This is a genomic window from Bacillus sp. PK6-026 (assembly GCF_054161455.1).
On the sequence record NZ_CP096418.1, the window covers coordinates 113633 to 139645 of the forward strand.

The window sequence follows — 26013 nt, forward strand, 5'->3', positions numbered from 1 at the left end:
ATGAATTTGGAAACCATTAAAGACGCCAAACAGCTGAATGGTTTGGCGCTTGCTTACATGGGTGATGCCGTATTAGAGGTATACGTCAGGCATCACCTCTTAAAGCAAGGCAGGACAAGGCCCAATGATCTGCACAGGCAGTCGAGGCGCTATGTCTCTGCCAAGTCGCAGGCAAGCATGCTGTTTGCGCTAGAGGAGCAGGAATTTTTCACCGAGGAAGAACAGGCTGTGCTGAGAAGAGGACGGAATGCCAAATCCGGAACGGTACCGAAAAATACGGATGTTCAAACATATCGTTACAGTACGGCTTTTGAGGCGGTCATCGGGTATCTTTTTCTTGAGAACAGGGAAGATAGGCTTAATGAACTCATCAAAGCAGCACTGGAAAAACGGGATGGCAGGGAGGAAGTCAAATGAGTGAGCAGCATGATTACGTCATAGGAAAAAACGCGGTCATCGAAACATTAAAGTCAGGCCGGGAATTGTATAAGCTGTGGATGGCGGAAAACACAGTGAAGGGACAGGCTCAGCAAGTCGTTGAACTTGCCGCCAAAAAAGGCATCACGATTCATTATGTCCCAAGAAAAAAACTCGATCAAATGGTTTCCGGACAGCATCAAGGCGTCGTCGCTCAGGTCGCGGCTTACGAGTATGCCGAACTGGATGATCTTTTTCAAAAGGCCGAAGACAGAAATGAACAGCCGTTTATCCTCGTTTTAGACGAGATTGAGGATCCGCACAATCTGGGCTCTATTATGCGCACCGCAGATGCGGTTGGGGCTCATGGCATCATCATCCCGAAGAGGCGCGCGGTCGGCCTTACGACGACTGTCGCCAAAGCCTCGACAGGAGCCATCGAACATATTCCGGTCGTCAAAGTGACCAACCTGTCGCGAACCCTGGAAGAAATGAAGCAACGGGGCATTTGGGTAGTCGGTACCGATGCGTCTGGAAAACAGGACTACAGGTCACTTGATGGAAATATGCCGCTTGCGCTTGTCATCGGCAGTGAAGGAAAAGGCATGGGAAGGCTTGTAAAAGAGAAATGTGATTTTCTCATCCGCCTGCCGATGGCGGGAAAAGTTACGTCCCTGAACGCCTCAGTCGCAGCCGGCCTCCTGATGTATGAAGTGTACCGGAAACGAAGCCCTCTGGGAGAATAGACGGAATGGACATCCTGTTGGTCGACGGTTATAACATGATTGGGGCATGGCCTCAGTTGAAAGATTTAAAAGAAAACAGTTTTGAAGAAGCAAGGGATCTGTTGATACAGAAGATGGCGGAATATCAATCGTATACTGGGTTCCGGGTAATCGTTGTCTTTGATGCGCATCTCGTTAAAGGAATCGAGAAAAAGAAGGTCAATCATCGCGTAGAAGTGATATTTACAAGGGAAAATGAAACGGCTGATGAACGGATCGAAAAACTGGTGTCAGACTTGAATAATATTCAGACGCAACTCCATGTTGCCACATCTGACTACACAGAGCAATGGGCGATTTTCGGCCAAGGGGCCCTGCGTAAATCAGCCAGGGAGCTGCTCAGGGAAGTCGAAGCGATCGAAAGGCAAATCGAAAAAAGGGTGAAACAAATCACCTCAGAACGTCCCGCGGGGAAAATTCCATTGTCAGAAGACGTCTTGAAGATCTTCGAAAAATGGCGGCGTGGCGACTTGGATTAGGTTGACGCTTTTTTGTCCATTACTGTATAATATTTCTATCTACGTGCGGTCGGGGGGATCGGAGTGAACTTACAAAACAACCAGGGAAAATTCAGCAAAGAACAGTTCAGCAAAGAACGTTTTTGCCAGTTGGAAGACGAGCAGGTCATTGAAATGGTTCATGTCGGAGACAGTGATGCGTTAGATTACTTGATTACAAAGTACCGTAATTTTGTAAGGGCAAAAGCAAGATCCTACTTCTTAATCGGGGCTGATCGGGAAGATATCGTTCAGGAAGGCATGATTGGACTCTACAAATCTATCCGTGATTTTAGAGAGGACAAGCTGACTTCATTCAAAGCTTTTGCAGAATTATGCATTACCCGCCAAATTATTACCGCTATCAAAACAGCTACTCGCCAGAAACATATTCCGCTCAATTCTTATGTGTCGCTGGACAAGCCCATTTATGACGAGGAATCAGACCGGACGCTTCTCGATGTGATTTCCGGAGCCAAGGTCATGAATCCTGAAGAGCTGATCATCAATCAGGAAGAATTCGATGATATCGAGCTGAAAATGGGAGAATTGCTTAGTGATTTAGAAAGAAAAGTTCTTGCGCTCTATCTCGACGGAAGATCCTATCAGGAAATATCCGAAGAACTAAACCGCCATGTAAAATCGATCGATAATGCGCTCCAGCGTGTCAAAAGAAAGCTTGAAAAGTACCTGGAGCTCCGCGAAATCAGCTTGTAGCCAATGCTTATGGCATATTGACAGTCATTTTATGACTGTGATATGTTACTTAGGAAAATGATCGTCCAGAAAAAGGTGTAAACATGAAGAAAAAAGTAACGTTAGCCTGCAAAAATTGCGGAAGTCGTAATTATACGACAATGAAAAGCTCCGCAGCTTTGGCTGAACGGCTCGAAGTAAAGAAATACTGCAATAACTGCAATTCACATACAGTACATCTGGAAACAAAATAGGCGTTTTTGTTTTTAGGTTGTGGAGGTTTCTTACCATGGGTATTATCAAATTTTTAAAGAATGTCGGAAAAGAAATGAAAAAGGTCACCTGGCCTAAAGGAAAAGAACTAACGCGCTATACGATCACTGTTATCACCACCGTTATCTTTTTCGCTATCTTTTTTGCACTCATCGATTCGGGTATTACGCAATTAATTCGTTTAATAGTTGAATAATGATCAGCATAACGTGTTATAATAGATCTAAATATGACTTGCCAAAAAACCCGTTTAACGGGTTTTTTCATTGTTTCAAAATATGAGGCTCGTATAAAAGAAAGTGTCAGTTTCCCGGTACGGCCAAAAACTTTTAAGGTGTGGGGAGGGAAGGACTGAAAGGGTCCTGAATGAGAATGGAAAAGAAATGGTATGTGGTTCATACGTATTCCGGCTATGAAAATAAAGTAAAGGCGAATTTGGAAAAACGGGTGGAATCGATGGGGATGCAGGATAAGATATTCCGCGTCGTTGTACCTGAAGAGGAAGAAACCGATATTAAAAACGGCAAGAAAAAAGTCGTTAAAAAGAAAGTATTCCCTGGGTATGTACTTGTCGAACTAGTCATGACGGATGATTCCTGGTATGTTGTTCGAAATACGCCTGGCGTGACCGGGTTTGTCGGTTCAGCCGGATCAGGTTCAAAGCCGACTGCGCTGCTTCCGGGCGAAGCGGAAAAAATTCTGAAGCGGATGGGGCTTGAAGAAAGAAAAACAGAAATCGACTTTGAATTAAAAGAAACCGTCAAGGTGATCGACGGCCCGTTTGCTGATTTCACAGGGACGATCGAAGAGATCGACCACGACAAAAATAAAGTCAAAGTATTCGTTAATATGTTCGGAAGAGAGACCCCGGTTGAGCTCGAATTTACTCAAGTTGACAAATTGTAATGGAAAAGCGCTTGAAATCACTATATAAAAGTGATAATATACAAAGGTGCGTCTTGGCAAAAAGGTCAAGGCAGCTAGCTTGATATTTTCATCATTCATATAAAGAATGAGACCTTGAGTGGGAGGGTTCACCCTATTACCACATCACGGACTTAAGGAGGTGTGTCTCGTGGCTAAAAAAGTAGTTAAAGTTGTAAAATTGCAAATTCCTGCTGGAAAAGCGAATCCAGCTCCGCCAGTTGGTCCTGCATTGGGTCAAGCCGGTGTTAACATCATGGGATTCTGTAAGGAGTTTAACGCTCGTACATCTGACCAAGCTGGTCTGATCATTCCTGTAGAAATTTCGGTTTACGAAGACCGTTCATTTACATTTATCACAAAAACTCCGCCTGCTGCTGTATTGCTTAAAAAAGCGGCTGGAATTGAGTCAGGTTCTGGTGAGCCTAACCGTAATAAAGTCGCAACCGTTAAACGCGATAAAGTACGTGAAATCGCCGAAACAAAAATGCCTGACTTAAATGCGGCAGATGTTGAAGCGGCTATGCGTATGGTTGAAGGAACTGCCCGCAGTATGGGTATTGTGATCGAAGACTAATTTTTGTCTCTTTGCTGGGTTGCGAGTTTGGATCAGACAAGTTCGCAACCCTTATTCGTGGGAGGTTATTCCGCTAAAACCACTAAGGAGGAAATTTTAAAATGGCTAAAAAAGGTAAAAAATACGTCGAAGCTGCCAAGCTTGTAGAGCGTACAAAAGCTTACGACGTAAACGAAGCGATTGAGCTTGTGAAAAAAACAAACACAGCTAAATTCGATGCCACTGTTGAAGCGGCATTCCGTTTAGGTGTTGACCCTCGTAAAAACGACCAGCAAATCCGCGGTGCAGTTGTACTTCCAAACGGAACAGGCAAAACTCAGCGCGTTCTTGTTTTCGCTAAGGGCGAAAAAGCGAAAGAAGCGGAAGCTGCTGGTGCAGACTACGTAGGCGATTCTGATTACATCAACAAAATTCAGCAAGGCTGGTTTGATTTTGATGTAATCGTTGCGACTCCTGATATGATGGGTGAAGTCGGTAAAATCGGACGCGTGCTTGGACCAAAAGGTCTTATGCCAAACCCTAAAACAGGAACGGTTACTTTCGAAGTTGAAAAAGCAGTCAACGAAATCAAAGCTGGTAAAGTTGAATACCGCGTTGATAAAGCAGGAAACATCCACGTTCCAATCGGAAAAGTGTCATTCGAAGAAGGCAAGCTTGTAGAAAACTTCGCGACAATGTACGACACAATTTTGAAAGCGAAACCTGCTGCTGCTAAAGGTGTATACGTGAAAAACGTTTCTGTTACATCTACAATGGGACCTGGAATCAAAGTGGACCCTTCAACTTTCAACGTAAAATAATATTGACTTTTGATAAGACGTTCTGATATAATTCAAAACGTTGTAAAAATAAAATATGTCCATTTATACCGTAGACAGTAGGTGCCGATAAGGCTTAATCTCCTACCGAGGTGTATATATATCACAGCTCTAGCGTTACGTATGCTTGTATATACAGCCTCCATGTCGAATGGAGGCTTTTTATATGGAACATGTCGTTAAAGAACGTGATCACCGAACGGTATAAGTGTTACACAGATGAATCTTACAGGAGGTGTAACCATGAGCAGCGCAATTGAAACAAAAAAAGTTGTTGTTGAAGAAATTACTTCTAAACTGAAAGAAAGTAAATCAACGATCATCGTTGACTATCGCGGCCTTAACGTAGCTGAAGTAACAGAACTTCGTAAACAGCTTCGCGAAGCTAACGTTGAGTTCAAAGTGTACAAAAACACGATGACTCGCCGTGCGGTTGAACAAGCTGAACTTGATGGTTTGAACGATTTCTTAACAGGACCGAATGCGATTGCATTCAGCACTGAAGATGTTGTCGCTCCAGCTAAAGTTCTTAACGAGTTTGCTAAAAAGCACGAAGCTCTTGAAATCAAAGCGGGCGTAATCGAAGGCAAAGTATCTACAGTTGAAGAAGTGAAAGCTCTTGCTGAACTTCCATCTCGCGAAGGCTTGCTTTCTATGTTGCTTAGCGTACTTCAAGCTCCAGTTCGCAACCTTGCTCTTGCAACTAAAGCTGTTGCAGAACAAAAGGAAGAACAAGGCGCTTAATAGCATCAGTATCTAAAAAATAAAACAAAATGGAGGAATTACAAATGGCTTTAAATATCGAAGAAATCATTGCTTCCGTTAAAGAAGCAACTGTACTTGAATTGAACGACTTAGTAAAAGCAATCGAAGAAGAATTTGGCGTAACTGCTGCTGCTCCTGTAGCTGTAGCTGGCGGAGCTGCTGCAGGCGGTGCTGCTGAAGAAAAAACTGAATTTGATCTTGTTCTTGCTGGTGCAGGAGATCAAAAAATCAAAGTTATTAAAGTTGTTCGTGAAATCACTGGTCTTGGCTTGAAAGAAGCTAAAGAACTTGTTGACAACACTCCAAAACCTCTTAAAGAAGGTATTGCGAAAGAAGAAGCTGAAGAGCTTAAAGCTAAACTTGAAGAAGTTGGCGCTTCTGTAGAAGTTAAGTAATCTTCACCTAATCTTTAGGGGAAAGCTCGCTTTTAAAAGCGGGCTTTTTCTTTGCTAATTAATTGTAGTCCCTTCCGCATAAGATACGCCATCTTGTTTCAAGATATCTGGAGAGTTCACCAACTGAGGAGGTTCTGTGATGACTGACCATTATTATTCGGAAAAACCTTCAGCAAAAAGCAGCAGATCAACGTGGGTATTTCGCTTGAGAAACCGGACGTTTACTTTTATCAGCGACAGCGGAGTTTTTTCAAAAAGAGAAGTGGACTTTGGCTCAAGGCTGCTGATTGAAGCTTTCCGGGAACCGGATACAGAAGGTGATTTTTTGGATGTAGGCTGCGGCTATGGCCCGATTGGTCTTTCGCTTGCTGCGGATTTCGAAGATCGAATGGTTCACATGATCGATGTTAATGAAAGAGCTGTCGAACTTTCGAAGGAAAACGCGTTAAATAATCAGATCGACAACACAAAGATCTATCAGAGTGATCTGTTTGCCAACGTCGAACCTGCAAAAAAATTCGCTTCTATTATTACTAATCCCCCCATACGCGCCGGGAAAAAAACTGTGCACGCCATCTTTGAAAAAAGCGCTGAACATTTGCGGCCTTCAGGAGAGCTGTGGGTCGTCATTCAGAAAAAACAAGGCGGGCCTTCTGCCATTGAAAAATTAAAAGAACTTTTTGCGGACGTTGAAGTCGTTCACAAAAAGAAAGGGTACTATATCATCAAAGCAAAAAAAGTTTGACTCGGATTTTCAGCTATGTTAATATTATAAAATGCCAATGTATATATTTTGCTGCTGTTTTTAAGAAACGCCTAGGTTTGTATAAAATATACATTTTTGGGAACACTAATAAAATCGGTATTTTGTTTTTGGATGTGGTTTTCTAAATTAGAAACCCTTTTTTCTTTTGTCTTGTAAAAGTATTTCTTACATATTTGCGGAAGAAATGCTTGTTACACATATATTACGCATGATTTGAGGGGTGAATCAGTTGACAGGTCAACTAGTTCAGTATGGACGACACCGCCAGCGCAGAAGCTATGCACGCATTAGCGAAGTGTTAGAATTACCAAATCTCATTGAAATTCAAACCTCTTCTTATCAGTGGTTTCTTGATGAGGGTCTTAGAGAGATGTTTCAAGACATATCGCCAATTGAGGATTTCACTGGTAACCTCTCTCTGGAATTTATCGACTACAGCTTGGGCGAGCCTAAGTATCCGGTAGAAGAATCAAAAGAGCGCGACGTGACCTACTCAGCTCCGCTGCGTGTTAAAGTCCGCTTAATCAACAAAGAGACCGGTGAAGTAAAGGATCAGGATGTCTTCATGGGTGATTTCCCTATTATGACAGACACTGGAACCTTTATTATCAACGGTGCGGAACGGGTCATTGTATCTCAGCTCGTTCGTTCTCCAAGTGTATATTTTAGTGGTAAAGTAGACAAAAACGGTAAGAAAGGTTTTACCGCGACTGTCATTCCAAACCGTGGCGCATGGTTAGAATACGAGACTGATGCGAAAGATGTTGTTTATGTACGCATCGATCGCACACGTAAGTTGCCGGTTACGGTTCTTTTGCGTGCTCTTGGCTTCGGATCTGACCAAGAGATCATTGATCTCATCGGTGAAAACGAGTATTTGCGCAATACGCTTGATAAAGATAATACGGAAAACACCGATAAAGCGCTTCTTGAAATCTACGAGCGTCTTCGTCCAGGAGAGCCGCCTACAGTAGAAAATGCAAAAAGCCTGCTTGATTCAAGGTTCTTTGATCCGAAAAGATATGACCTTGCAAGTGTAGGACGTTATAAAATTAATAAAAAGCTTCACATCAAAAACAGACTGTTTAATCAGCGGCTTGCTGAAACGCTGATCGATCCTGAAACAGGCGAAATTCTTGCCGAAAAAGGCGCGATTTTAGACAGAAGAACGCTTGACAAAGTCCTTCCGTACCTTGAAAACGGAATCGGTTTTAAAAAGCTGTATCCGAACGGCGGAGTTGTCGAAGATGAAGTGACGCTTCAGTCTATTAAAATCTATGCCCCGACAGATCAAGAAGGGGAGCAGACAATCAATGTGATTGGAAATGCTTATATTGAAGAAGGCGTTAAAAATATTACACCTTCTGATATTATCTCTTCCATCAGCTATTTCTTTAACCTGCTTCACGGAGTGGGCGATACCGACGATATCGACCATTTAGGAAACCGCCGTCTCCGTTCAGTGGGAGAGCTTCTGCAAAACCAATTTCGTATCGGTTTAAGCAGAATGGAGCGTGTTGTTCGTGAAAGAATGTCTATTCAAGATACAAACACGATCACGCCACAGCAGCTGATCAATATTCGCCCTGTCATCGCATCAATCAAAGAGTTTTTCGGAAGCTCGCAGCTTTCTCAGTTTATGGATCAGACGAATCCGCTTGCTGAGCTGACGCATAAGCGCCGTCTGTCAGCGCTCGGACCGGGCGGTTTGACCCGTGAGCGCGCCGGAATGGAAGTCCGTGACGTTCACTATTCCCACTACGGCCGGATGTGTCCGATTGAAACTCCTGAGGGTCCAAACATCGGTTTGATCAACTCCCTTTCTTCATTCGCGAAAGTGAACCGTTTCGGCTTCATCGAAACGCCGTATCGCCGCGTTGACCCTGAGACTGGAAAAGTAACGCCGAGAATCGATTACTTGACAGCTGATGAAGAAGACAACTATGTCGTTGCCCAGGCTAACGCACGTCTGAATGATGACGGATCTTTTGTGGATGACAGCATCGTTGCCCGTTTCAGAGGGGAGAACACCGTTGTTCCGAAAGACCGCGTCGACTATATGGACGTTTCGCCTAAACAGGTTGTCTCTGCCGCGACTGCATGTATTCCATTCTTGGAAAACGATGACTCAAACCGCGCCCTAATGGGAGCGAACATGCAACGGCAGGCTGTACCTCTTATGCAGCCTGAATCTCCGATCGTCGGAACCGGAATGGAGTATGTATCTGCAAAAGACTCCGGTGCCGCTGTTATTTGCCGCCATCCTGGAATCGTTGAACGGGTGGAAGCGAAAAACATCTGGGTGCGCCGCTATGAAGAAGTCGACGGCCAGAAAGTCAAAGGAAACCTTGATAAATACAGCCTGCTGAAGTTTGTTCGTTCCAACCAGGGAACTTGCTACAACCAGCGTCCGATCGTAAGCGTCGGTGATGAGGTTGTAAAAGGTGAAATTTTAGCTGACGGTCCGTCTATGGAAAAAGGTGAGCTTGCCCTTGGACGCAACGTCATGGTCGGCTTTATGACATGGGATGGCTACAACTACGAGGATGCCATCATCATGAGCGAACGCCTTGTAAAAGACGACGTATACACGTCTATTCATATTGAGGAATACGAATCAGAGGCCCGGGATACAAAACTCGGACCTGAAGAAATTACACGTGATATTCCAAACGTCGGTGAAGACGCTCTTCGCAATCTCGATGAACGCGGAATTATCCGTGTCGGTGCTGAAGTAAAAGACGGAGATCTTCTTGTTGGTAAAGTAACGCCTAAAGGTGTTACAGAGCTTACTGCAGAAGAGCGCCTGCTTCACGCCATCTTCGGCGAAAAAGCGCGTGAAGTCCGCGATACGTCGCTGCGTGTGCCTCACGGAGGCGGCGGTATCATCCTTGATGTAAAAGTGTTCAACCGCGAAGACGGAGACGAACTGCCTCCGGGCGTTAACCAGCTCGTCCGCGTTTACATCGTTCAGAAGCGTAAAATTTCTGAAGGGGACAAAATGGCCGGACGCCACGGGAACAAAGGTGTTATTTCGAAAATCCTTCCGGAGGAAGATATGCCGTATCTGCCTGACGGAACACCGATTGACATCATGTTAAACCCGCTGGGCGTACCATCGCGTATGAACATCGGGCAGGTGTTGGAGCTGCACCTTGGTATGGCTGCACGCCGTCTCGGTCTGCATGTCGCGTCGCCGGTATTTGACGGTGCCCGCGAAGAAGATGTGTGGGAAACGCTTGAAGAAGCCGGCATGTCAAGGGACGCAAAGACAGTCCTTTACGACGGCCGAACTGGGGAGCCGTTTGACAACCGGGTGTCTGTCGGCATCATGTACATGATCAAATTGGCTCACATGGTTGACGACAAATTGCACGCGCGTTCTACAGGTCCTTACTCACTCGTTACCCAGCAGCCTCTCGGAGGTAAAGCGCAGTTCGGTGGACAGCGTTTTGGAGAGATGGAAGTTTGGGCGCTTGAAGCTTACGGTGCAGCATATACACTTCAAGAAATCCTGACTGTTAAATCGGATGATGTCGTAGGCCGTGTGAAAACATACGAAGCCATCGTAAAAGGCGACAATGTTCCAGAACCTGGTGTTCCGGAATCGTTCAAAGTATTGATCAAAGAGCTTCAAAGCTTAGGTATGGACGTCAAAATCCTATCAAGCGACGAAGAAGAAATCGAAATGAGAGACTTGGAAGACGACGAAGACGCGAAACAAAACGAAGGGCTTTCTCTGCCGAATGATGAAGAGTCTGAAGAATTCGTTTCTGCTGACGCAGAGCGCGATGTCGTCACAAAAGAATAAACGAATTTTATACGCAAGTGACAGGGTATAACCCGAAGATAAAAAGGGAGGTAGGCCCCTTGCTGGATGTGAACAATTTTGAGTATATGAACATCGGTCTCGCTTCACCTGACAAAATCCGTTCATGGTCTTACGGAGAAGTGAAAAAGCCTGAAACAATCAACTATCGTACTTTGAAACCTGAAAAAGATGGTCTATTCTGCGAGCGCATTTTCGGTCCTCAAAAGGACTGGGAATGCCACTGCGGAAAGTACAAGCGGGTTCGTTATAAAGGCGTAGTCTGCGACCGTTGTGGAGTTGAAGTAACCCGGGCTAAAGTCCGTCGTGAGAGAATGGGGCATATCGAGCTGGCAGCCCCTGTTTCTCACATCTGGTATTTTAAAGGAATCCCGAGCCGTATGGGTCTTGTGCTGGATATGTCTCCGCGCGCATTGGAAGAAGTCATTTACTTTGCTTCTTATGTCGTAACAGATCCGGCCAATACACCGCTTGAGAAAAAACAGCTTCTTTCTGAAAAAGAGTACCGGGCGTACCTTGATAAATACGGAAATAAATTCCAGGCATCAATGGGTGCTGAAGCGATTCATAAGCTCCTTCAAGATATCGACCTCGATAAAGAAGTGGATATGCTGAAAGAAGAGCTTAAAACGTCACAAGGACAGCGCCGCACACGTGCGATCAAACGCTTGGAAGTATTGGAAGCATTCCGCAACTCCGGAAATAAGCCGTCCTGGATGATCCTCGACGTTCTTCCGGTCATTCCGCCTGAGCTGAGACCGATGGTACAGCTTGACGGTGGACGTTTTGCAACTTCCGATCTGAACGATTTGTACCGCCGTGTCATCAACCGTAACAATCGTTTAAAACGTCTTTTGGATCTTGGAGCGCCAAGCATTATCGTTCAAAACGAAAAGCGCATGCTTCAAGAAGCCGTGGACGCGCTGATCGATAACGGACGCAGAGGCCGTCCTGTTACAGGTCCGGGAAACAGACCGTTAAAATCCCTTTCTCACATGCTGAAAGGTAAACAAGGCCGTTTCCGTCAAAACCTTCTCGGTAAACGTGTTGACTACTCAGGCCGTTCGGTTATCGTCGTAGGTCCGAACCTGAAAATGTATCAATGCGGTCTTCCGAAAGAAATGGCGCTGGAACTGTTCAAGCCATTCGTCATGAAAGAGCTTGTTGAAAAAGGTCTTGCCCACAACATTAAGAGTGCGAAGCGTAAAATTGAGCGCGTTCAGCCGGAAGTCTGGGATGTCCTTGAATCAGTTATCAAAGAACACCCTGTGCTTCTCAACCGTGCACCTACGCTTCACAGATTAGGTATTCAAGCGTTTGAACCAACGCTTGTCGAAGGCCGTGCCATCCGTCTTCATCCGCTTGTATGTACGGCATACAACGCTGACTTTGACGGTGACCAAATGGCGGTTCACGTTCCTTTATCAGCAGAAGCGCAAGCTGAGGCGCGCATCTTGATGCTTGCCGCACAAAACATCCTGAACCCTAAAGACGGAAAACCGGTTGTTACGCCGTCTCAGGATATGGTGCTTGGAAACTACTATCTGACGCTAGAACGCCCAGGCGCAGTCGGCGAAGGTATGGTTTTCAAAGATACGGATGAAGCGCTTCTTGCGTATCAAAACGGATATGTTCATTTGCATACGAGAGTAGCCGTTGCGGTTAACTCCCTGAAAAATGAAACATTTACCGAAGAACAGCGTTCCAAGCTGCTCGTTACAACTGTCGGAAAACTGATCTTCAACGAGATTCTTCCGCCGTCGTTCCCATACATGAACGAACCGACGAAGAGCAACATTGAAGAAAAAACACCTGACCGTTTCTTCTTGGATTACGGTGCAGATGTTAAAGAAGCCATTAAGAACCAGGAAATCAACCAGCCGTTCAAAAAAGGCATTTTGGGTAAAATCATTGCGGAGATCTTCAAAAGATTCCATATTACAGAAACATCAAAAATGCTTGACCGCATGAAAAACCTTGGATTTAAATATTCGACAAAAGCCGGAATTACGGTCGGTGTTTCCGATATCGTCGTATTGGACGACAAACAGGAAATCCTTGAAGAAGCGCAAGGAAAAGTTGATAACGTCATGAAGCAGTTCAGACGTGGTCTGATTACTGAAGAAGAGCGTTATGAACGGGTCATTTCCATCTGGAGTGCAGCTAAAGATACGATCCAAGGCAAGCTGATGAAATCCCTGGATGAAATCAACCCGATCTACATGATGAGTGATTCCGGAGCCCGGGGTAACGCATCAAACTTTACGCAGCTTGCGGGTATGCGCGGTCTGATGGCCAACCCGGCTGGACGGATCATCGAACTTCCGATCAAGTCAAGCTTCCGCGAAGGTTTAACGGTACTCGAGTACTTTATCTCTACTCACGGTGCGCGTAAAGGTCTTGCGGATACGGCTCTGAAGACAGCCGACTCAGGTTACCTGACACGCCGTCTCGTAGACGTAGCCCAAGACGTCATCATTCGTGAGACTGACTGCGGCACAGACCGAGGTATTCTTGCCAAAGCCATCACGGAAGGCACAGAAGTGATCGAGCGTCTTGAAGAGCGTCTTGTCGGCCGATTCGCGAGAAAACCTGTTAAACATCCGGAAACAGGTGAAGTGCTTGTGGATGAAAACGAGCTGATCGACGAAGATAAAGCGCTCGAAATTGTCGAAGCAGGCATTGAAGAAGTGTGGATCCGCTCCGCATTTACATGTAATACGTCACATGGTGTATGTAAACGATGCTACGGCCGCAACCTGGCAACAGGAACCGACGTCGAAGTCGGGGAAGCAGTCGGAATCATCGCTGCCCAGTCCATTGGTGAGCCGGGTACACAGTTAACAATGCGTACCTTCCATACGGGCGGGGTTGCCGGAGACGATATTACACAAGGTTTGCCGCGTATCCAGGAATTGTTTGAAGCGCGAAACCCTAAAGGTCAAGCGACGATCTCTGAAATTGACGGTGTCGTAGCTGAAATCAATGAAGTGCGTGACAAACAGCAGGAAATCGTCGTTCAGGGCGAAGTCGAAAGCCGTTCATATACGGCGCCTTACAACGCGCGCCTGAAAGTCACTGAAGGAGAGAAAATTTCCCGTGGCCAGGTGCTGACAGAAGGTTCGGTTGATCCGAAAGAGCTTCTGAAAGTTACTGACATCACGACGGTGCAAGAATACCTCCTTCATGAAGTGCAGAAGGTTTATCGTATGCAAGGGGTTGAAATCGGGGATAAGCACGTCGAGGTTATGGTTCGCCAGATGCTTCGCAAAGTGCGTGTCATCGATGCCGGCGACACGGAAGTGCTGCCAGGCACGCTGCTCGATATTCACCAGTTTACCGAAGCGAACAAAAAAGTTCTGCTCGGAGGCAAACGCCCTGCAACAGGCCGTCCGGTGCTTCTCGGTATCACCAAAGCATCGCTTGAAACGGATTCCTTTCTATCTGCCGCGTCATTCCAGGAAACAACACGTGTCCTGACAGATGCAGCAATCAAAGGAAAACGCGATGAGCTTCTCGGCCTGAAAGAGAATGTTATCATCGGTAAGCTTGTTCCTGCTGGAACGGGTATGCTGAACTACCGTAAAGTGAAGCCGGTATTGCAAGTCCAATCATCTGATGAAATGGTTCCGGCTGAATAAATAAAAAAATCCTAAAGAAGGATGTCACTAAAAATTGTCATCATGTGTTGACATCCTTCTTTCAGGATGATAATATAACCAAGGTGCTCAATTTAAACCTGTTACTTTGGAGGATATATGATGTCTTATGATAAAGTATCACAGGCTCAATCTATTATTATCGGTACGAAGCAGACAGTCAAAGCGCTGAAGCGCAATTCTGTTAAGGAAGTCGTCGTAGCAAAAGACGCTGATCCTTTTCTGACGTCAGATGTTATTAACCTGGCAAATGAACAAGGGATTCCCGTCTCAATGGCAGAGTCCATGAAAAAGCTCGGCAAAGCCTGCGGAATTGAAGTCGGAGCTGCAGCTGTTGCCATTATTCAATAACGTACTCGTTGTTTTTGCTTTTATGCAAAGGCATTGTTTTTTGCTTTTAAATGAACCACCTGGGTATGTGGGTTATAAAACATGATGAAGGGAGGAATTACAAAATGCCTACAATTAATCAGCTAGTCCGCAAAGGACGCGTAAGCAAAGTTGAAAATTCTAAGTCTCCAGCACTTAACAAAGGATACAACAGCTTCAAGAAAGAGCACACTAACGTATCTTCACCACAAAAACGCGGAGTATGTACTCGTGTCGGTACAATGACACCGAAGAAGCCGAACTCGGCGCTTCGTAAATATGCCCGTGTTCGTTTAACTAACGGAATCGAGGTTACGGCCTACATTCCTGGTATCGGACACAACCTGCAAGAGCACAGTGTCGTATTGATCCGCGGTGGACGTGTAAAAGACTTACCGGGGGTACGCTACCACATCGTGCGTGGCGCGCTTGATACTGCCGGAGTTGAAAACCGTGCACAAGGCCGTTCTAAATACGGTACAAAACGTCCTAAGAAAAAATAATTCCGTTTAAATACAAATAAAAGGGTTTTTAAAAGCAAGGAGTTCTGGCAATGCTGTTAAGGGCATCAGGCTTTTCGCGCCTAGCGCTGGTTTGATCCCGGCAGCTGAACCGTGAAATCCCTCTGCTTACTGTAAACCCGTAACAAGAGAAGGGAGGATAATCAGATGCCACGTAAAGGTCCTGTAGCAAAAAGAGATGTTTTACCTGATCCGCTTTACAACTCTAAACTGGTTACTCGTTTGATCAACAAAATGATGATCGACGGTAAAAAAGGTAAAGCTCAAACAATCCTATACAAGTCATTCGATATTATTAAAGAACGTACCGGCAACGATGCAATGGAGGTTTTCGAACAAGCATTGAAGAACATCATGCCAGTGCTTGAAGTTAAAGCACGCCGCGTAGGTGGTGCAAACTACCAAGTACCTGTAGAGGTTCGTCCTGAACGCCGTACGACTCTTGGACTTCGCTGGTTAGTAAACTACGCTCGTCTTCGCGGAGAAAAAACGATGGAAGAGCGTTTAGCTAACGAAATCCTTGATGCAGCTAACAACACTGGTGCAGCTGTTAAGAAACGTGAAGATACTCATAAGATGGCTGAAGCAAACAAAGCGTTCGCTCACTATCGCTGGTAATCTCACACGACAAAATATTATTCCCTAAGAAGGAAGGAGAAAAGACCCAATGGCAAGAGAGTTCTCCTTAGAAAAAACTCGTAATATCGGAATCATGGCTCACATCGATGCCGGTAAAACGACAACAACTGAACGTATCTTGTTCTACACAGGCCGTATCCATAAAATTGGTGAAACTCATGAAGGGGCTTCCCAAATGGACTGGATGGAGCAGGAACAAGAACGCGGTATCACAATCACATCCGCTGCAACAACTGCACAGTGGAAAGGTTACCGCGTAAACATCATCGACACACCAGGACACGTAGACTTCACAGTTGAGGTTGAACGTTCCCTGCGCGTACTTGATGGTGCCGTTGCCGTTCTTGACGCACAATCAGGCGTTGAGCCGCAAACTGAAACAGTTTGGCGTCAGGCAACAACTTACGGAGTACCTCGTATCGTATTTGTCAACAAGATGGACAAAACGGGTGCGGACTTCCTTTACTCTGTAGGAACTCTTAAAGACCGTCTTGAGGCGAATGCTCACGCGATCCAATTACCGATTGGCGCCGAAGACAATTTCGAAGGGATCATCGACCTTGTAGAAAACGTTGCGTACTACTATGAAGATGATCTTGGAACACGCTCTGATGCGCGTGAAATCCCTGCCGAGTACAAAGACAAAGCTGAAGAGCTTCGCGCCAGCTTGATTGAAGCTGTTGCTGAGCTTGATGAAGAGCTTATGATGAAGTACTTGGAAGGCGAAGAAATCACAGTTGACGAGCTGAAAGCGGCAATCCGCAAAGGAACTTGTAACGTGGAGTTCTATCCGGTTCTTTGTGGATCAGCTTTCAAAAACAAAGGTGTTCAATTAGTGCTTGACGCAGTTCTTGACTACCTGCCAGCTCCAACTGACGTACCGGCAATCAAAGGTACTCTGCCTGATTCTGAGGAAGAGGTTACTCGTGAGTCTTCTGACGACGCACCTTTCTCAGCGCTTGCATTTAAAGTTATGACTGACCCTTACGTTGGTAAATTGACGTTCTTCCGTGTGTACTCAGGAACACTTGATTCCGGTTCATACGTAAGAAACTCAACAAAAGGCAAACGTGAGCGCGTCGGACGTATCCTGCAAATGCACGCCAACAGCCGTGAAGAAATCTCTACTGTGTACGCAGGGGATATCGCTGCTGCTGTAGGTTTGAAAGACACGACTACAGGGGACACGCTTTGCGACGAGAAAAACCTTGTTATTCTTGAATCTATGGAATTCCCTGAGCCTGTTATCCACGTTGCAATCGAGCCTAAATCTAAGGCTGACCAAGACAAAATGTCTACTGCACTGGCTAAATTGGCTGAAGAGGATCCAACATTCCGTGCGCATACTGACCCTGAAACAGGTCAAACGATTATCGGCGGTATGGGTGAGCTTCACCTTGATATCATCGTTGACCGTATGAAACGCGAATTTAAAGTTGAAGCCAACGTTGGTGCTCCTCAAGTTGCGTATCGTGAAACATTCCGTGCGAGCGCGCAAGTTGAAGGTAAATTCGTACGTCAGTCTGGTGGACGCGGACAGTTCGGACACGTTTGGATCGAATTCTCTCCAAACGAAGAAGGAAAAGGCTTTGAGTTCGAAAACGCAATCGTCGGTGGTGTCGTTCCTCGTGAATACATTCCGGCTGTTCAAGCAGGACTTGAAGATTCACTTCAAAACGGTGTAGTCGCAGGTTACCCTGTTATCGACATCAAAGCGAAATTGTTTGACGGTTCTTACCATGACGTCGACTCAAACGAAATGGCGTTTAAAATTGCTGCTTCAATGGCGCTTAAAAACGCGGCAAGCAAGTGTAACCCGGTTATTCTTGAGCCGATCTCCAAAGTTGAAGTCGTTATCCCAGAAGAATACATGGGAGACATCATGGGTGATATTACATCACGCCGCGGTCGTGTAGAAGGTATGGAAGGACGCGGAAACGCTCAAGTCGTTCGCGCGATGGTTCCACTTTCTGAAATGTTCGGTTACGCTACGGCTCTCCGTTCAAACACACAAGGACGCGGTACGTTCACAATGGTCTTTGACCATTACGAAGAAGTGCCTAAGAGCATTGCTGATGAGATCATCAAAAAAAATCAAGGTGAATAATTGATTTTGCCTCTTCATTAAAGTATAAATACTATTGTAAGATGAGAAAGTGAAACATCGCTTTCACTTTCTATCACTCTATATAACAAAAACTAACCTTTTTAAGGAGGATTTTCAGAATGGCTAAAGAAAAATTCGACCGTTCCAAATCACATGCCAACATTGGTACAATTGGACACGTTGACCATGGTAAAACTACATTAACAGCTGCTATCACAACTGTGCTTCATAAGAAATCTGGTAAAGGTACTGCTATGGCATACGACCAAATCGACGGTGCTCCAGAAGAGCGTGAGCGCGGTATCACAATCTCTACTGCACACGTTGAGTACGAAACAGAAACTCGTCACTATGCACACGTTGACTGCCCAGGACACGCTGACTATGTTAAAAACATGATCACTGGTGCTGCGCAAATGGACGGAGCGATCCTTGTTGTATCTGCTGCTGACGGTCCAATGCCACAAACTCGTGAGCACATCCTTCTTTCTCGTAACGTAGGTGTGCCTTACATCGTAGTATTCTTGAACAAATGCGACATGGTAGACGACGAAGAGCTTCTTGAGCTAGTTGAAATGGAAGTTCGCGATCTTCTTTCTGAGTATGAGTTCCCTGGTGACGATGTACCAGTTATCAAAGGTTCTGCACTTAAAGCTCTTGAAGGTGATGCTGAATACGAAGCTAAAATCTTCGAACTGATGGATGCAGTTGACGAATACATCCCAACTCCAGAGCGCGATACTGAAAAGCCATTCATGATGCCTGTTGAGGACGTATTCTCAATCACAGGTCGTGGAACAGTTGCTACTGGACGCGTAGAGCGCGGACAAGTTAAAGTCGGTGACGAAGTTGAAATCATCGGTCTTCAAGAAGAAAACAGCAAAACAACTGTTACAGGTGTTGAAATGTTCCGTAAGCTTCTTGACTATGCAGAAGCTGGAGACAACATCGGTGCACTTCTTCGCGGTGTATCTCGTGAAGATATCCAACGTGGTCAAGTACTTGCTAAACCAGGTACAATCACTCCACATAAAAAGTTCAAAGCTGAAGTTTACGTTCTTTCTAAAGAAGAGGGTGGACGTCACACTCCATTCTTCTCTAACTACCGTCCTCAGTTCTACTTCCGTACAACTGACGTAACGGGTATCATTCAGCTTCCAGAAGGCGTAGAAATGGTTATGCCTGGAGACAACATCGAAATGACTGTTGAATTGATTTCAACAATCGCGATCGAAGACGGAACTCGCTTCTCTATCCGTGAAGGCGGACGTACAGTTGGTTCTGGCGTAGTATCTTCTATCACTGAATAATACTTATAAAATAAAAAACGAGATCCGACCGGGTCTCGTTTTTTATTTGTCCTGAAGTCCTTGATTATCCTTGCTGGAATCTGTATAATAAAAAAAGTGTGCAAAAGCCGGTAATATTCAATATTACCTTGCATCATGCCTATAAATTTTGTATAATAGTGCATGTTGGTCTTTGACTGCGATGAAGTGAGAGGTTGCTGACACACCCGGCCGCTTTGCCATGGCAAGGTGATTCAGGTTTTTCTCACGGAGAATTGTCTAATGTAAGTAGGCGAAAAGGAGGGAAAATAATGGCAAAACAAAAAATTCGTATTCGTTTAAAAGCGTATGATCATAGAATCCTTGATCAATCTGCTGAGAAGATTGTTGAAACGGCTAAACGTTCCGGAGCCAGCGTTTCTGGTCCGATTCCGTTGCCAACTGAGAAATCAGTTTACACAATCCTTCGTGCGGTGCACAAATACAAAGATTCTCGTGAGCAATTCGAAATGCGTACACATAAACGTTTGATCGACATTGTGAACCCAACACCACAAACTGTCGATGCTCTAATGCGATTAGATTTACCATCTGGTGTCGATATCGAAATTAAACTTTAATCTAAAATATAGAATGATTTTTATAGGAGGTGTGACGAATGACCAAAGGAATCTTAGGAAGAAAAATTGGTATGACGCAAGTTTTCGCAGAAAACGGTGATCTTATTCCGGTAACTGTTATCGAAGCTGCTCCTAACGTTGTACTTCAGAAGAAAACTTCTGAAAACGACGGCTATGAAGCGATTCAGATCGGTTTTGACGACAAGCGTGAGAAGCTTGCCAATAAACCAGAAAAAGGACACGTTGCAAAAGCGGAAACTGCTCCTAAGCGCTTCGTTAAAGAATTACGCGGAGTGGATATGGATGCGTATGAAGTTGGTCAGGAAGTCAAAGTTGATATTTTCTCTAACGGAGAAGTCGTAGATGTAACAGGAACATCGAAAGGTAAAGGTTTCCAAGGCGCTATCAAACGCCACGGACAATCTCGCGGACCTATGTCTCACGGTTCACGCTACCATCGCCGTCCTGGTTCAATGGGACCGGTAGACCCTAACCGTGTATTCAAAGGAAAGCTGTTGCCTGGACGTATGGGCGGAGAGCAAATCACTGTTCAAAACCTTGAAATCGTAAAAGTGGATGCAGAGCGCAACCTTCTTTTAGTTAAAGGTAACGTTCCTGGTGCGAAAAAATCATTAGTCGCTGTTAAAAGCGCTGTTAAATCTAAATAATTCTCTTAGGAAAGGAGGAAATTGATCATGCCAAAAGTAGCTTTATATAACCAAAACGGTTCTACTGCTGGTGATATCGAATTAAACGACTCTGTATTTGGAATCGAGCCAAATGAGAGCGTAGTATTCGACGCTATTCTTATGCAAAGAGCTTCCTTACGTCAAGGAACTCATAAAGTAAAAAATCGTTCGGAAGTACGTGGCGGAGGTCGCAAACCTTGGCGTCAAAAAGGTACCGGCCGTGCTCGTCAGGGATCTATCCGTTCACCGCAATGGCGCGGAGGTGGTATCGTATTCGGTCCTACACCACGCAGCTATGCATATAAATTACCGAAAAAAGTTCGCCGCTTGGCTATCAAATCAGCATTGTCTTCTAAAGTGAATGACAACAACTTGATCGTTCTTGAAGATCTTAATCTTGATGCGGTTAAAACAAAAGAAATGGCAGCTATCCTTAAAGGTCTGTCTATCGAGAAGAAAGCTTTAATCGTAACTGCGGATGCAAACGAGACAGTTGAACTATCTGCTCGTAACCTTCCAGGAGTTACTGTTGTTGAAGCTAACGGAATCAACGTCCTCGATGTTGTCGGTCATGAGAAGCTTGTGATCACGAAAGCAGCGGTTGAAAAAGTAGAGGAGGTGCTTGCATAATGAAAGATCCTCGTGATGTTCTAAAGCGCCCCGTCATTACTGAACGTTCTGCTGATTTAATGACTGAGAAAAAATATACGTTTGAAGTAGACGTAAGAGCTAACAAAACAGAAGTGAAAGACGCTGTTGAGCAAATCTTTGGAGTGAAAGTTGAAAAAGTCAACATCATGAACTACAAAGGGAAATTCAAACGTGTCGGCCGCTACTCTGGTATGACAAACAAACGCAGAAAAGCGATTGTTAAGCTTACTGAAGACAGCAAAGAAATCGAAATTTTTGAAGCTTAATCACTTGTAAAAAGAAGGAGGGAAATTCAAAATGGCGATTAAAAAGTACAAACCGACCTCTAACGGACGTCGCGGCATGACTACCTCTGATTTCGCGGAAATCACGACAGATCAGCCGGAAAAATCCTTGCTTGCCCCGCTTCACAAAAAAGGCGGACGCAACAACCAAGGTAAATTAACTGTACGTCATCAAGGCGGCGGACATAAACGCCAATACCGTATTATCGACTTCAAACGCGATAAAGATGGTATACCTGGACGCGTTGCTACAGTTGAGTACGATCCAAACCGTTCAGCTAACATTGCTCTAATTAACTATGTAGACGGAGAAAAACGCTACATCCTGGCTCCTAAGGGCCTTCAAGTAGGAACTGAAATCATGTCAGGACCAGAAGCTGACATTAAAGTAGGTAACGCACTTCCACTGATCAACATCCCTGTTGGTACAGTCGTGCACAACATTGAATTGAAACCTGGAAAAGGCGGACAGCTTGTACGTTCAGCTGGTACATCTGCTCAAGTTCTTGGTAAAGAAGGAAAATACGTTCTTGTACGTCTGAACTCCGGTGAAGTTCGCATGATTCTTTCTGCTTGCCGTGCTTCTATCGGTCAAGTAGGTAACGAACAACACGAACTGATCAATATCGGTAAAGCAGGACGTTCACGCTGGAAAGGCATCCGTCCTACAGTTCGCGGTTCTGTTATGAACCCTAACGATCACCCGCACGGTGGTGGTGAAGGACGCGCTCCGATCGGACGTAAATCACCTATGTCTCCATGGGGTAAACCAACTCTTGGATTCAAAACTCGTAAGAAAAAGAACAAATCAGATAAATTCATCGTACGTCGTCGTAAAAATAAATAACGGGGTTGTCTACGGTTCATATCGGACCGTAGTGCAATCACGAAGGGAGGTTCCAAAATGGCTCGCAGCTTAAAAAAAGGACCATTTGTCGATGATCATCTAATGACAAAAATCGAGAAATTAAATGAAGCGGATAAGAAACAAGTTGTGAAAACTTGGTCTCGCCGTTCTACTATTTTCCCGCAATTTATCGGTCACACAATCGCAGTCTATGATGGACGCAAACATGTGCCTGTTTACATCTCTGAAGATATGGTAGGTCACAAGTTGGGTGAATTCGCACCGACACGCACTTACAAAGGTCATGCTAGTGATGACAAAAAAACAAGACGCTAATGAGAGGAGGCTTTTAAATGCAACAAGCTAAAGCTGTCGCAAGAACAGTCCGTATTGCTCCTCGTAAGGCACGTCTAGTAATGGACCTGATTCGAGGCAAGCAAGTAGGTGAAGCAGTATCGATCTTAAACCTTACGCCAAAAGCTGCTTCCCCGATTATTGAAAAAGTTTTAAAATCTGCTATCGCTAACGCTGAGCACAACTACGAAATGGATGCAAACAACCTGGTTGTTACTCAAGCTTACGTGAACGAAGGCCCTACGTTGAAAAGATTCCGTCCGCGCGCTATGGGACGTGCAAGCCAAATCAACAAACGTACGAGCCACATTACTATCGTTGTATCAGAAAAGAAGGAGGGATAACTCGTGGGTCAAAAGGTAAATCCAGTCGGTCTTCGTATTGGTGTTATACGTGATTGGGAATCTAAGTGGTACGCTGGCAAAGATTACGCTGACTTCCTTCACGAAGATCTGAAAATCCGTGAATTTATTAATCAACGCCTGTCTGACGCTTCTGTTTCTAAAGTGGAAATCGAGCGTGCGGCAAACCGTGTAAATATTACGATCCACACAGCTAAGCCTGGTATGGTTATCGGTAAAGGCGGTTCTGAAGTCGAAGCGCTTCGCAAAGCCCTTAACAGCCTTACTGGCAAGCGTGTACACATTAACATTCTTGAAATCAAAAGAGCTGATCTTGATGCTCAGCTAGTTGCTGATAACATTGCTCGTCAATTGGAAAACCGTATCTCTTTCCGTCGTGCGCAAAAGCAACAAATCCAACGCACAATGCGCGCTGGTGCACAAGGAGTTAAAACAATGGTTTCCGGTCGTCTTGGCGGCGCTGACATCGCTCGTTCTGAATACTACAGTGAAGGAACTGTTCCATTGCACACACTTCGTGCAGACATCGACTATGCTACATCTGAAGCTGACACAACTTACGGCAAGCTTGGTGTAAAAGTCTGGATCTATCGTGGAGAGGTTCTTCCTACTAAGAAGAAAACTGAGGAAGGAGGAAAATAATATGTTAATGCCAAAACGCGTTAAATATCGCAGAGAGCATCGCGGAAAAATGCGCGGCCGTGCAAAAGGCGGCTCTGAAGTGCATTTCGGTGAATACGGCATCCAGGCTCAAGAAGCTTCTTGGATTACAAACCGTCAAATCGAAGCTGCGCGTATCGCAATGACTCGTTACATGAAACGTGGCGGTAAAGTTTGGATCAAAATTTTCCCTTCTAAGCCTTATACAGCTAAGCCTCTAGAGGTTCGGATGGGTTCCGGTAAAGGTGCTCCTGAAGGATGGGTAGCTGTTGTAAAACCGGGCAAAGTTTTATTTGAAATTTCTGGTGTGTCTGAGGAAGTCGCTCGTGAAGCTCTTCGTCTTGCATCTCACAAATTGCCAATTAAAACGAAGTTCGTAAAACGTGAAGAAATTGGTGGTGAATCAAATGAAAGCTAATGAAATTCGTGACCTTACCACTGCTGAAATTGAACAAAAAGTAAAGTCTCTTAAAGAAGAACTTTTCAATCTTCGCTTTCAATTAGCGACAGGACAACTTGAAAACACTGCTCGCATTCGTGAAGTGCGCAAGTCAATCGCGCGCATGAAAACTGTGATTCGGGAAAGAGAAATTGCTGCCAACAAATAATTCCGGAGGGAGGTTCTCTAAAACATGAGCGAACGCAATCAGCGCAAAGTCTACCAAGGACGTGTTGTTTCTGACAAAATGGATAAAACCATTACTGTTGTTGTAGAAACTTACAAAAAACATTCACTCTACGGTAAACGCGTAAAGTACTCTAAAAAATTCAAAGCACATGATGAAAATAACCAAGCTAAAATCGGAGACATCGTAAAGATCATGGAAACTCGTCCATTATCTGCGACTAAACGTTTTCGTCTAGTTGAAGTTGTCGAAGAAGCTGTTATTATCTAATAAAGTTCGGAAACCTTTTTCCGAAGGGAGGTAACAAATAATGATTCAACAAGAGACTCGTTTAAAAGTAGCTGATAACTCTGGTGCCCGTGAAGTATTAACAATCAAGGTGCTTGGTGGTTCTGGACGCAAAACAGCTAACATTGGTGATGTCATTGTTTGCACGGTTAAACAAGCAACACCAGGAGGCGTTGTCAAAAAAGGTGAGGTCGTAAGAGCTGTAATCGTACGTTCTAAGAGCGGCGCGCGCAGAAATGACGGATCTTACATCAAATTCGATGAGAATGCATGTGTTATCATCCGTGACGACAAAAGCCCGCGCGGAACTCGTATCTTCGGACCTGTAGCACGTGAACTTCGTGATAACAACTTCATGAAAATTGTTTCTCTAGCTCCAGAAGTACTTTAATGATATCAATGCCGGACTAAGGAGGTGCGATCAGGATGCATGTTAAAAAAGGCGATAAAGTAATGGTTATCTCTGGTAAAGACAAAGGGAAACAAGGTGTGATCCTTGCAGCTTTCCCTAAAAAAGACCGCGTAATCGTTGAGGGTGTCAACATGGTGAAGAAGCACTCAAAGCCGACTCAAGCTAACCCTCAAGGCGGAATTTTAAATCAAGAGGCGCCAATTCATGTGTCAAACGTAATGCCGCTCGATCCTAAAACAGGTGAAGTGACTCGCGTAGGATACAAAGTGGAAAATGGCAAAAAAGTTCGTATTGCAAAAAAATCTGGGCAAGTTCTAGATAACTAGTAATAAAGGAAGGGAGGTCTATCTCATGAACCGCCTTAAAGAAAAGTACAATAAAGACATTACACCTGCATTAATGAAAAAGTTCGAATACAAATCTGTGATGCAAGTGCCTAAAATTGAAAAAATCGTAATCAACATGGGTGTTGGTGACGCTGTTCAAAACGCTAAAGCTATCGATAGCGCTGTTGAAGAACTAACGTTTATCGCTGGTCAGAAACCTGTCGTTACTCGTGCGAAGAAATCTATTGCTGGATTCCGTCTTCGTGAAGGAATGCCAATCGGTGCGAAAGTAACTCTTCGCGGAGAGCGCATGTACGATTTCCTTGATAAACTAATTTCTGTTTCTTTACCACGTGTTCGTGACTTCCGCGGAATTTCAAAAAAATCTTTTGACGGTCGCGGAAACTACACACTAGGAATCAAAGAACAGCTGATCTTCCCTGAAATTGACTATGATAAGGTAACTAAAGTTCGCGGTATGGACATCGTTATCGTAACGACTGCCAACACTGATGAAGAAGCTCGTGAACTGTTAACTCAATTAGGTATGCCATTCCAGAAATAATCA

General features: G+C 44.8%; 33 protein-coding genes and 1 other annotated feature. All 33 genes read left to right on the forward strand.

Features of this window, described 5'->3' with window-relative positions:
- Complete coding sequence (locus M1D59_RS00585; RefSeq protein WP_026578984.1) at window positions 1–417, forward strand: Mini-ribonuclease 3; 417 nt, start codon at window positions 1–3, stop codon at window positions 415–417.
- A complete protein-coding gene (gene rlmB / locus M1D59_RS00590; RefSeq protein ID WP_023855918.1) occupies window positions 414–1163 on the forward strand; it encodes a 23S rRNA (guanosine(2251)-2'-O)-methyltransferase RlmB in 750 nt (249 codons plus the stop codon). The genes M1D59_RS00585 and rlmB overlap by 4 nt, the downstream gene beginning before the upstream one ends.
- A gap of 5 nt (window positions 1164–1168) precedes the next feature.
- Window positions 1169–1681 (forward strand): ribosome-dependent mRNA decay endonuclease Rae1/YacP, encoded by a 513-nt coding sequence (gene rae1, locus M1D59_RS00595; protein ID WP_020449848.1) that lies wholly within the window; start codon window positions 1169–1171, stop codon window positions 1679–1681.
- A 63-nt stretch (window positions 1682–1744) separates the two neighbouring features.
- The gene (gene sigH, locus M1D59_RS00600) at window positions 1745–2416 is read left to right on the forward strand and encodes an RNA polymerase sporulation sigma factor SigH (RefSeq protein WP_003178288.1); all 672 of its coding nucleotides are present in this window, start codon (window positions 1745–1747) and stop codon (window positions 2414–2416) included.
- A gap of 83 nt (window positions 2417–2499) precedes the next feature.
- Window positions 2500–2649, forward strand: coding sequence for a 50S ribosomal protein L33 (gene rpmG / locus M1D59_RS00605; protein WP_020449849.1), 150 nt, complete (start codon window positions 2500–2502; stop codon window positions 2647–2649).
- A 35-nt stretch (window positions 2650–2684) separates the two neighbouring features.
- A complete protein-coding gene (secE, locus tag M1D59_RS00610) occupies window positions 2685–2864 on the forward strand; it encodes a preprotein translocase subunit SecE (RefSeq protein ID WP_003178291.1) in 180 nt (59 codons plus the stop codon).
- A 176-nt stretch (window positions 2865–3040) separates the two neighbouring features.
- Window positions 3041–3574: a transcription termination/antitermination protein NusG gene (nusG, locus tag M1D59_RS00615; RefSeq protein WP_003178298.1), complete on the forward strand. Its 534-nt coding sequence runs from the start codon at window positions 3041–3043 to the stop codon at window positions 3572–3574.
- Between the two features lie 169 nt (window positions 3575–3743).
- Entirely contained in the window at window positions 3744–4169 is a 426-nt protein-coding gene (gene rplK, locus M1D59_RS00620) for a 50S ribosomal protein L11 (RefSeq protein ID WP_003178300.1), read from the forward strand.
- Window positions 4170–4270: 101 nt separating this feature from the next.
- Window positions 4271–4969 (forward strand): 50S ribosomal protein L1, encoded by a 699-nt coding sequence (gene rplA, locus M1D59_RS00625; RefSeq protein WP_020449850.1) that lies wholly within the window; start codon window positions 4271–4273, stop codon window positions 4967–4969.
- Between the two features lie 50 nt (window positions 4970–5019).
- Window positions 5020–5161 (forward strand) — a sequence feature (ribosomal protein L10 leader region).
- 69 nt (window positions 5162–5230) lie between these two features.
- Window positions 5231–5731, forward strand: coding sequence for a 50S ribosomal protein L10 (gene rplJ, locus M1D59_RS00630; protein ID WP_003178304.1), 501 nt, complete (start codon window positions 5231–5233; stop codon window positions 5729–5731).
- Between the two features lie 44 nt (window positions 5732–5775).
- A complete protein-coding gene (gene rplL, locus M1D59_RS00635) occupies window positions 5776–6147 on the forward strand; it encodes a 50S ribosomal protein L7/L12 (RefSeq protein WP_003178305.1) in 372 nt (123 codons plus the stop codon).
- A 139-nt stretch (window positions 6148–6286) separates the two neighbouring features.
- Complete coding sequence (locus M1D59_RS00640) at window positions 6287–6892, forward strand: class I SAM-dependent methyltransferase (RefSeq protein ID WP_145624005.1); 606 nt, start codon at window positions 6287–6289, stop codon at window positions 6890–6892.
- A 250-nt stretch (window positions 6893–7142) separates the two neighbouring features.
- Window positions 7143–10724 (forward strand): DNA-directed RNA polymerase subunit beta, encoded by a 3582-nt coding sequence (gene rpoB / locus M1D59_RS00645; RefSeq protein WP_020449852.1) that lies wholly within the window; start codon window positions 7143–7145, stop codon window positions 10722–10724.
- 59 nt (window positions 10725–10783) lie between these two features.
- On the forward strand, window positions 10784–14383 hold the full coding sequence (gene rpoC / locus M1D59_RS00650) for a DNA-directed RNA polymerase subunit beta' (protein WP_020449853.1): 3600 nt from the start codon (window positions 10784–10786) through the stop codon (window positions 14381–14383).
- Between the two features lie 120 nt (window positions 14384–14503).
- Complete coding sequence (locus M1D59_RS00655) at window positions 14504–14752, forward strand: 50S ribosomal protein L7ae-like protein (protein WP_023855916.1); 249 nt, start codon at window positions 14504–14506, stop codon at window positions 14750–14752.
- A 104-nt stretch (window positions 14753–14856) separates the two neighbouring features.
- Window positions 14857–15273 carry a 30S ribosomal protein S12 gene (rpsL, locus tag M1D59_RS00660; protein ID WP_020449855.1) on the forward strand — a complete coding sequence of 139 codons (417 nt, stop codon included), beginning with the start codon at window positions 14857–14859 and terminating at the stop codon, window positions 15271–15273.
- A gap of 165 nt (window positions 15274–15438) precedes the next feature.
- Complete coding sequence (gene rpsG / locus M1D59_RS00665; protein WP_003178317.1) at window positions 15439–15909, forward strand: 30S ribosomal protein S7; 471 nt, start codon at window positions 15439–15441, stop codon at window positions 15907–15909.
- A 49-nt stretch (window positions 15910–15958) separates the two neighbouring features.
- Window positions 15959–18037: an elongation factor G gene (gene fusA, locus M1D59_RS00670; RefSeq protein ID WP_023855914.1), complete on the forward strand. Its 2079-nt coding sequence runs from the start codon at window positions 15959–15961 to the stop codon at window positions 18035–18037.
- Between the two features lie 119 nt (window positions 18038–18156).
- Window positions 18157–19347 (forward strand): elongation factor Tu, encoded by a 1191-nt coding sequence (gene tuf / locus M1D59_RS00675; protein WP_023855913.1) that lies wholly within the window; start codon window positions 18157–18159, stop codon window positions 19345–19347.
- Between the two features lie 290 nt (window positions 19348–19637).
- The gene (gene rpsJ, locus M1D59_RS00680; protein ID WP_003156464.1) at window positions 19638–19946 is read left to right on the forward strand and encodes a 30S ribosomal protein S10; all 309 of its coding nucleotides are present in this window, start codon (window positions 19638–19640) and stop codon (window positions 19944–19946) included.
- Between the two features lie 38 nt (window positions 19947–19984).
- Window positions 19985–20614 (forward strand): 50S ribosomal protein L3, encoded by a 630-nt coding sequence (gene rplC / locus M1D59_RS00685; protein ID WP_020449858.1) that lies wholly within the window; start codon window positions 19985–19987, stop codon window positions 20612–20614.
- Between the two features lie 27 nt (window positions 20615–20641).
- On the forward strand, window positions 20642–21265 hold the full coding sequence (rplD, locus tag M1D59_RS00690; protein WP_020449859.1) for a 50S ribosomal protein L4: 624 nt from the start codon (window positions 20642–20644) through the stop codon (window positions 21263–21265).
- On the forward strand, window positions 21265–21552 hold the full coding sequence (gene rplW / locus M1D59_RS00695) for a 50S ribosomal protein L23 (RefSeq protein WP_020449860.1): 288 nt from the start codon (window positions 21265–21267) through the stop codon (window positions 21550–21552). The genes rplD and rplW overlap by 1 nt, the downstream gene beginning before the upstream one ends.
- A gap of 31 nt (window positions 21553–21583) precedes the next feature.
- Window positions 21584–22417 (forward strand): 50S ribosomal protein L2, encoded by an 834-nt coding sequence (rplB, locus tag M1D59_RS00700; protein ID WP_020449861.1) that lies wholly within the window; start codon window positions 21584–21586, stop codon window positions 22415–22417.
- A 57-nt stretch (window positions 22418–22474) separates the two neighbouring features.
- On the forward strand, window positions 22475–22753 hold the full coding sequence (gene rpsS, locus M1D59_RS00705; RefSeq protein WP_003178334.1) for a 30S ribosomal protein S19: 279 nt from the start codon (window positions 22475–22477) through the stop codon (window positions 22751–22753).
- A gap of 17 nt (window positions 22754–22770) precedes the next feature.
- Window positions 22771–23115 (forward strand): 50S ribosomal protein L22, encoded by a 345-nt coding sequence (gene rplV / locus M1D59_RS00710; RefSeq protein ID WP_020449862.1) that lies wholly within the window; start codon window positions 22771–22773, stop codon window positions 23113–23115.
- 3 nt (window positions 23116–23118) lie between these two features.
- The gene (rpsC, locus tag M1D59_RS00715; RefSeq protein ID WP_023855912.1) at window positions 23119–23775 is read left to right on the forward strand and encodes a 30S ribosomal protein S3; all 657 of its coding nucleotides are present in this window, start codon (window positions 23119–23121) and stop codon (window positions 23773–23775) included.
- A gap of 1 nt (window position 23776) precedes the next feature.
- Window positions 23777–24211 carry a 50S ribosomal protein L16 gene (gene rplP / locus M1D59_RS00720; RefSeq protein ID WP_020449863.1) on the forward strand — a complete coding sequence of 145 codons (435 nt, stop codon included), beginning with the start codon at window positions 23777–23779 and terminating at the stop codon, window positions 24209–24211.
- Window positions 24201–24401: a 50S ribosomal protein L29 gene (rpmC, locus tag M1D59_RS00725; RefSeq protein ID WP_003178343.1), complete on the forward strand. Its 201-nt coding sequence runs from the start codon at window positions 24201–24203 to the stop codon at window positions 24399–24401. Before rplP ends, rpmC begins: the two co-directional genes overlap by 11 nt.
- Before the next feature lie 24 nt (window positions 24402–24425).
- Window positions 24426–24689 (forward strand): 30S ribosomal protein S17, encoded by a 264-nt coding sequence (rpsQ, locus tag M1D59_RS00730; protein WP_003178345.1) that lies wholly within the window; start codon window positions 24426–24428, stop codon window positions 24687–24689.
- A 40-nt stretch (window positions 24690–24729) separates the two neighbouring features.
- Window positions 24730–25098, forward strand: a complete 369-nt coding sequence (gene rplN, locus M1D59_RS00735) for a 50S ribosomal protein L14 (protein ID WP_020449864.1) — start codon at window positions 24730–24732, stop codon at window positions 25096–25098.
- A gap of 35 nt (window positions 25099–25133) precedes the next feature.
- Window positions 25134–25445: a 50S ribosomal protein L24 gene (gene rplX / locus M1D59_RS00740; RefSeq protein WP_003178350.1), complete on the forward strand. Its 312-nt coding sequence runs from the start codon at window positions 25134–25136 to the stop codon at window positions 25443–25445.
- Window positions 25446–25470: 25 nt separating this feature from the next.
- Window positions 25471–26010, forward strand: a complete 540-nt coding sequence (gene rplE, locus M1D59_RS00745) for a 50S ribosomal protein L5 (RefSeq protein ID WP_020449865.1) — start codon at window positions 25471–25473, stop codon at window positions 26008–26010.
- The last annotated feature ends 3 nt before the right edge of the window (window positions 26011–26013 follow it).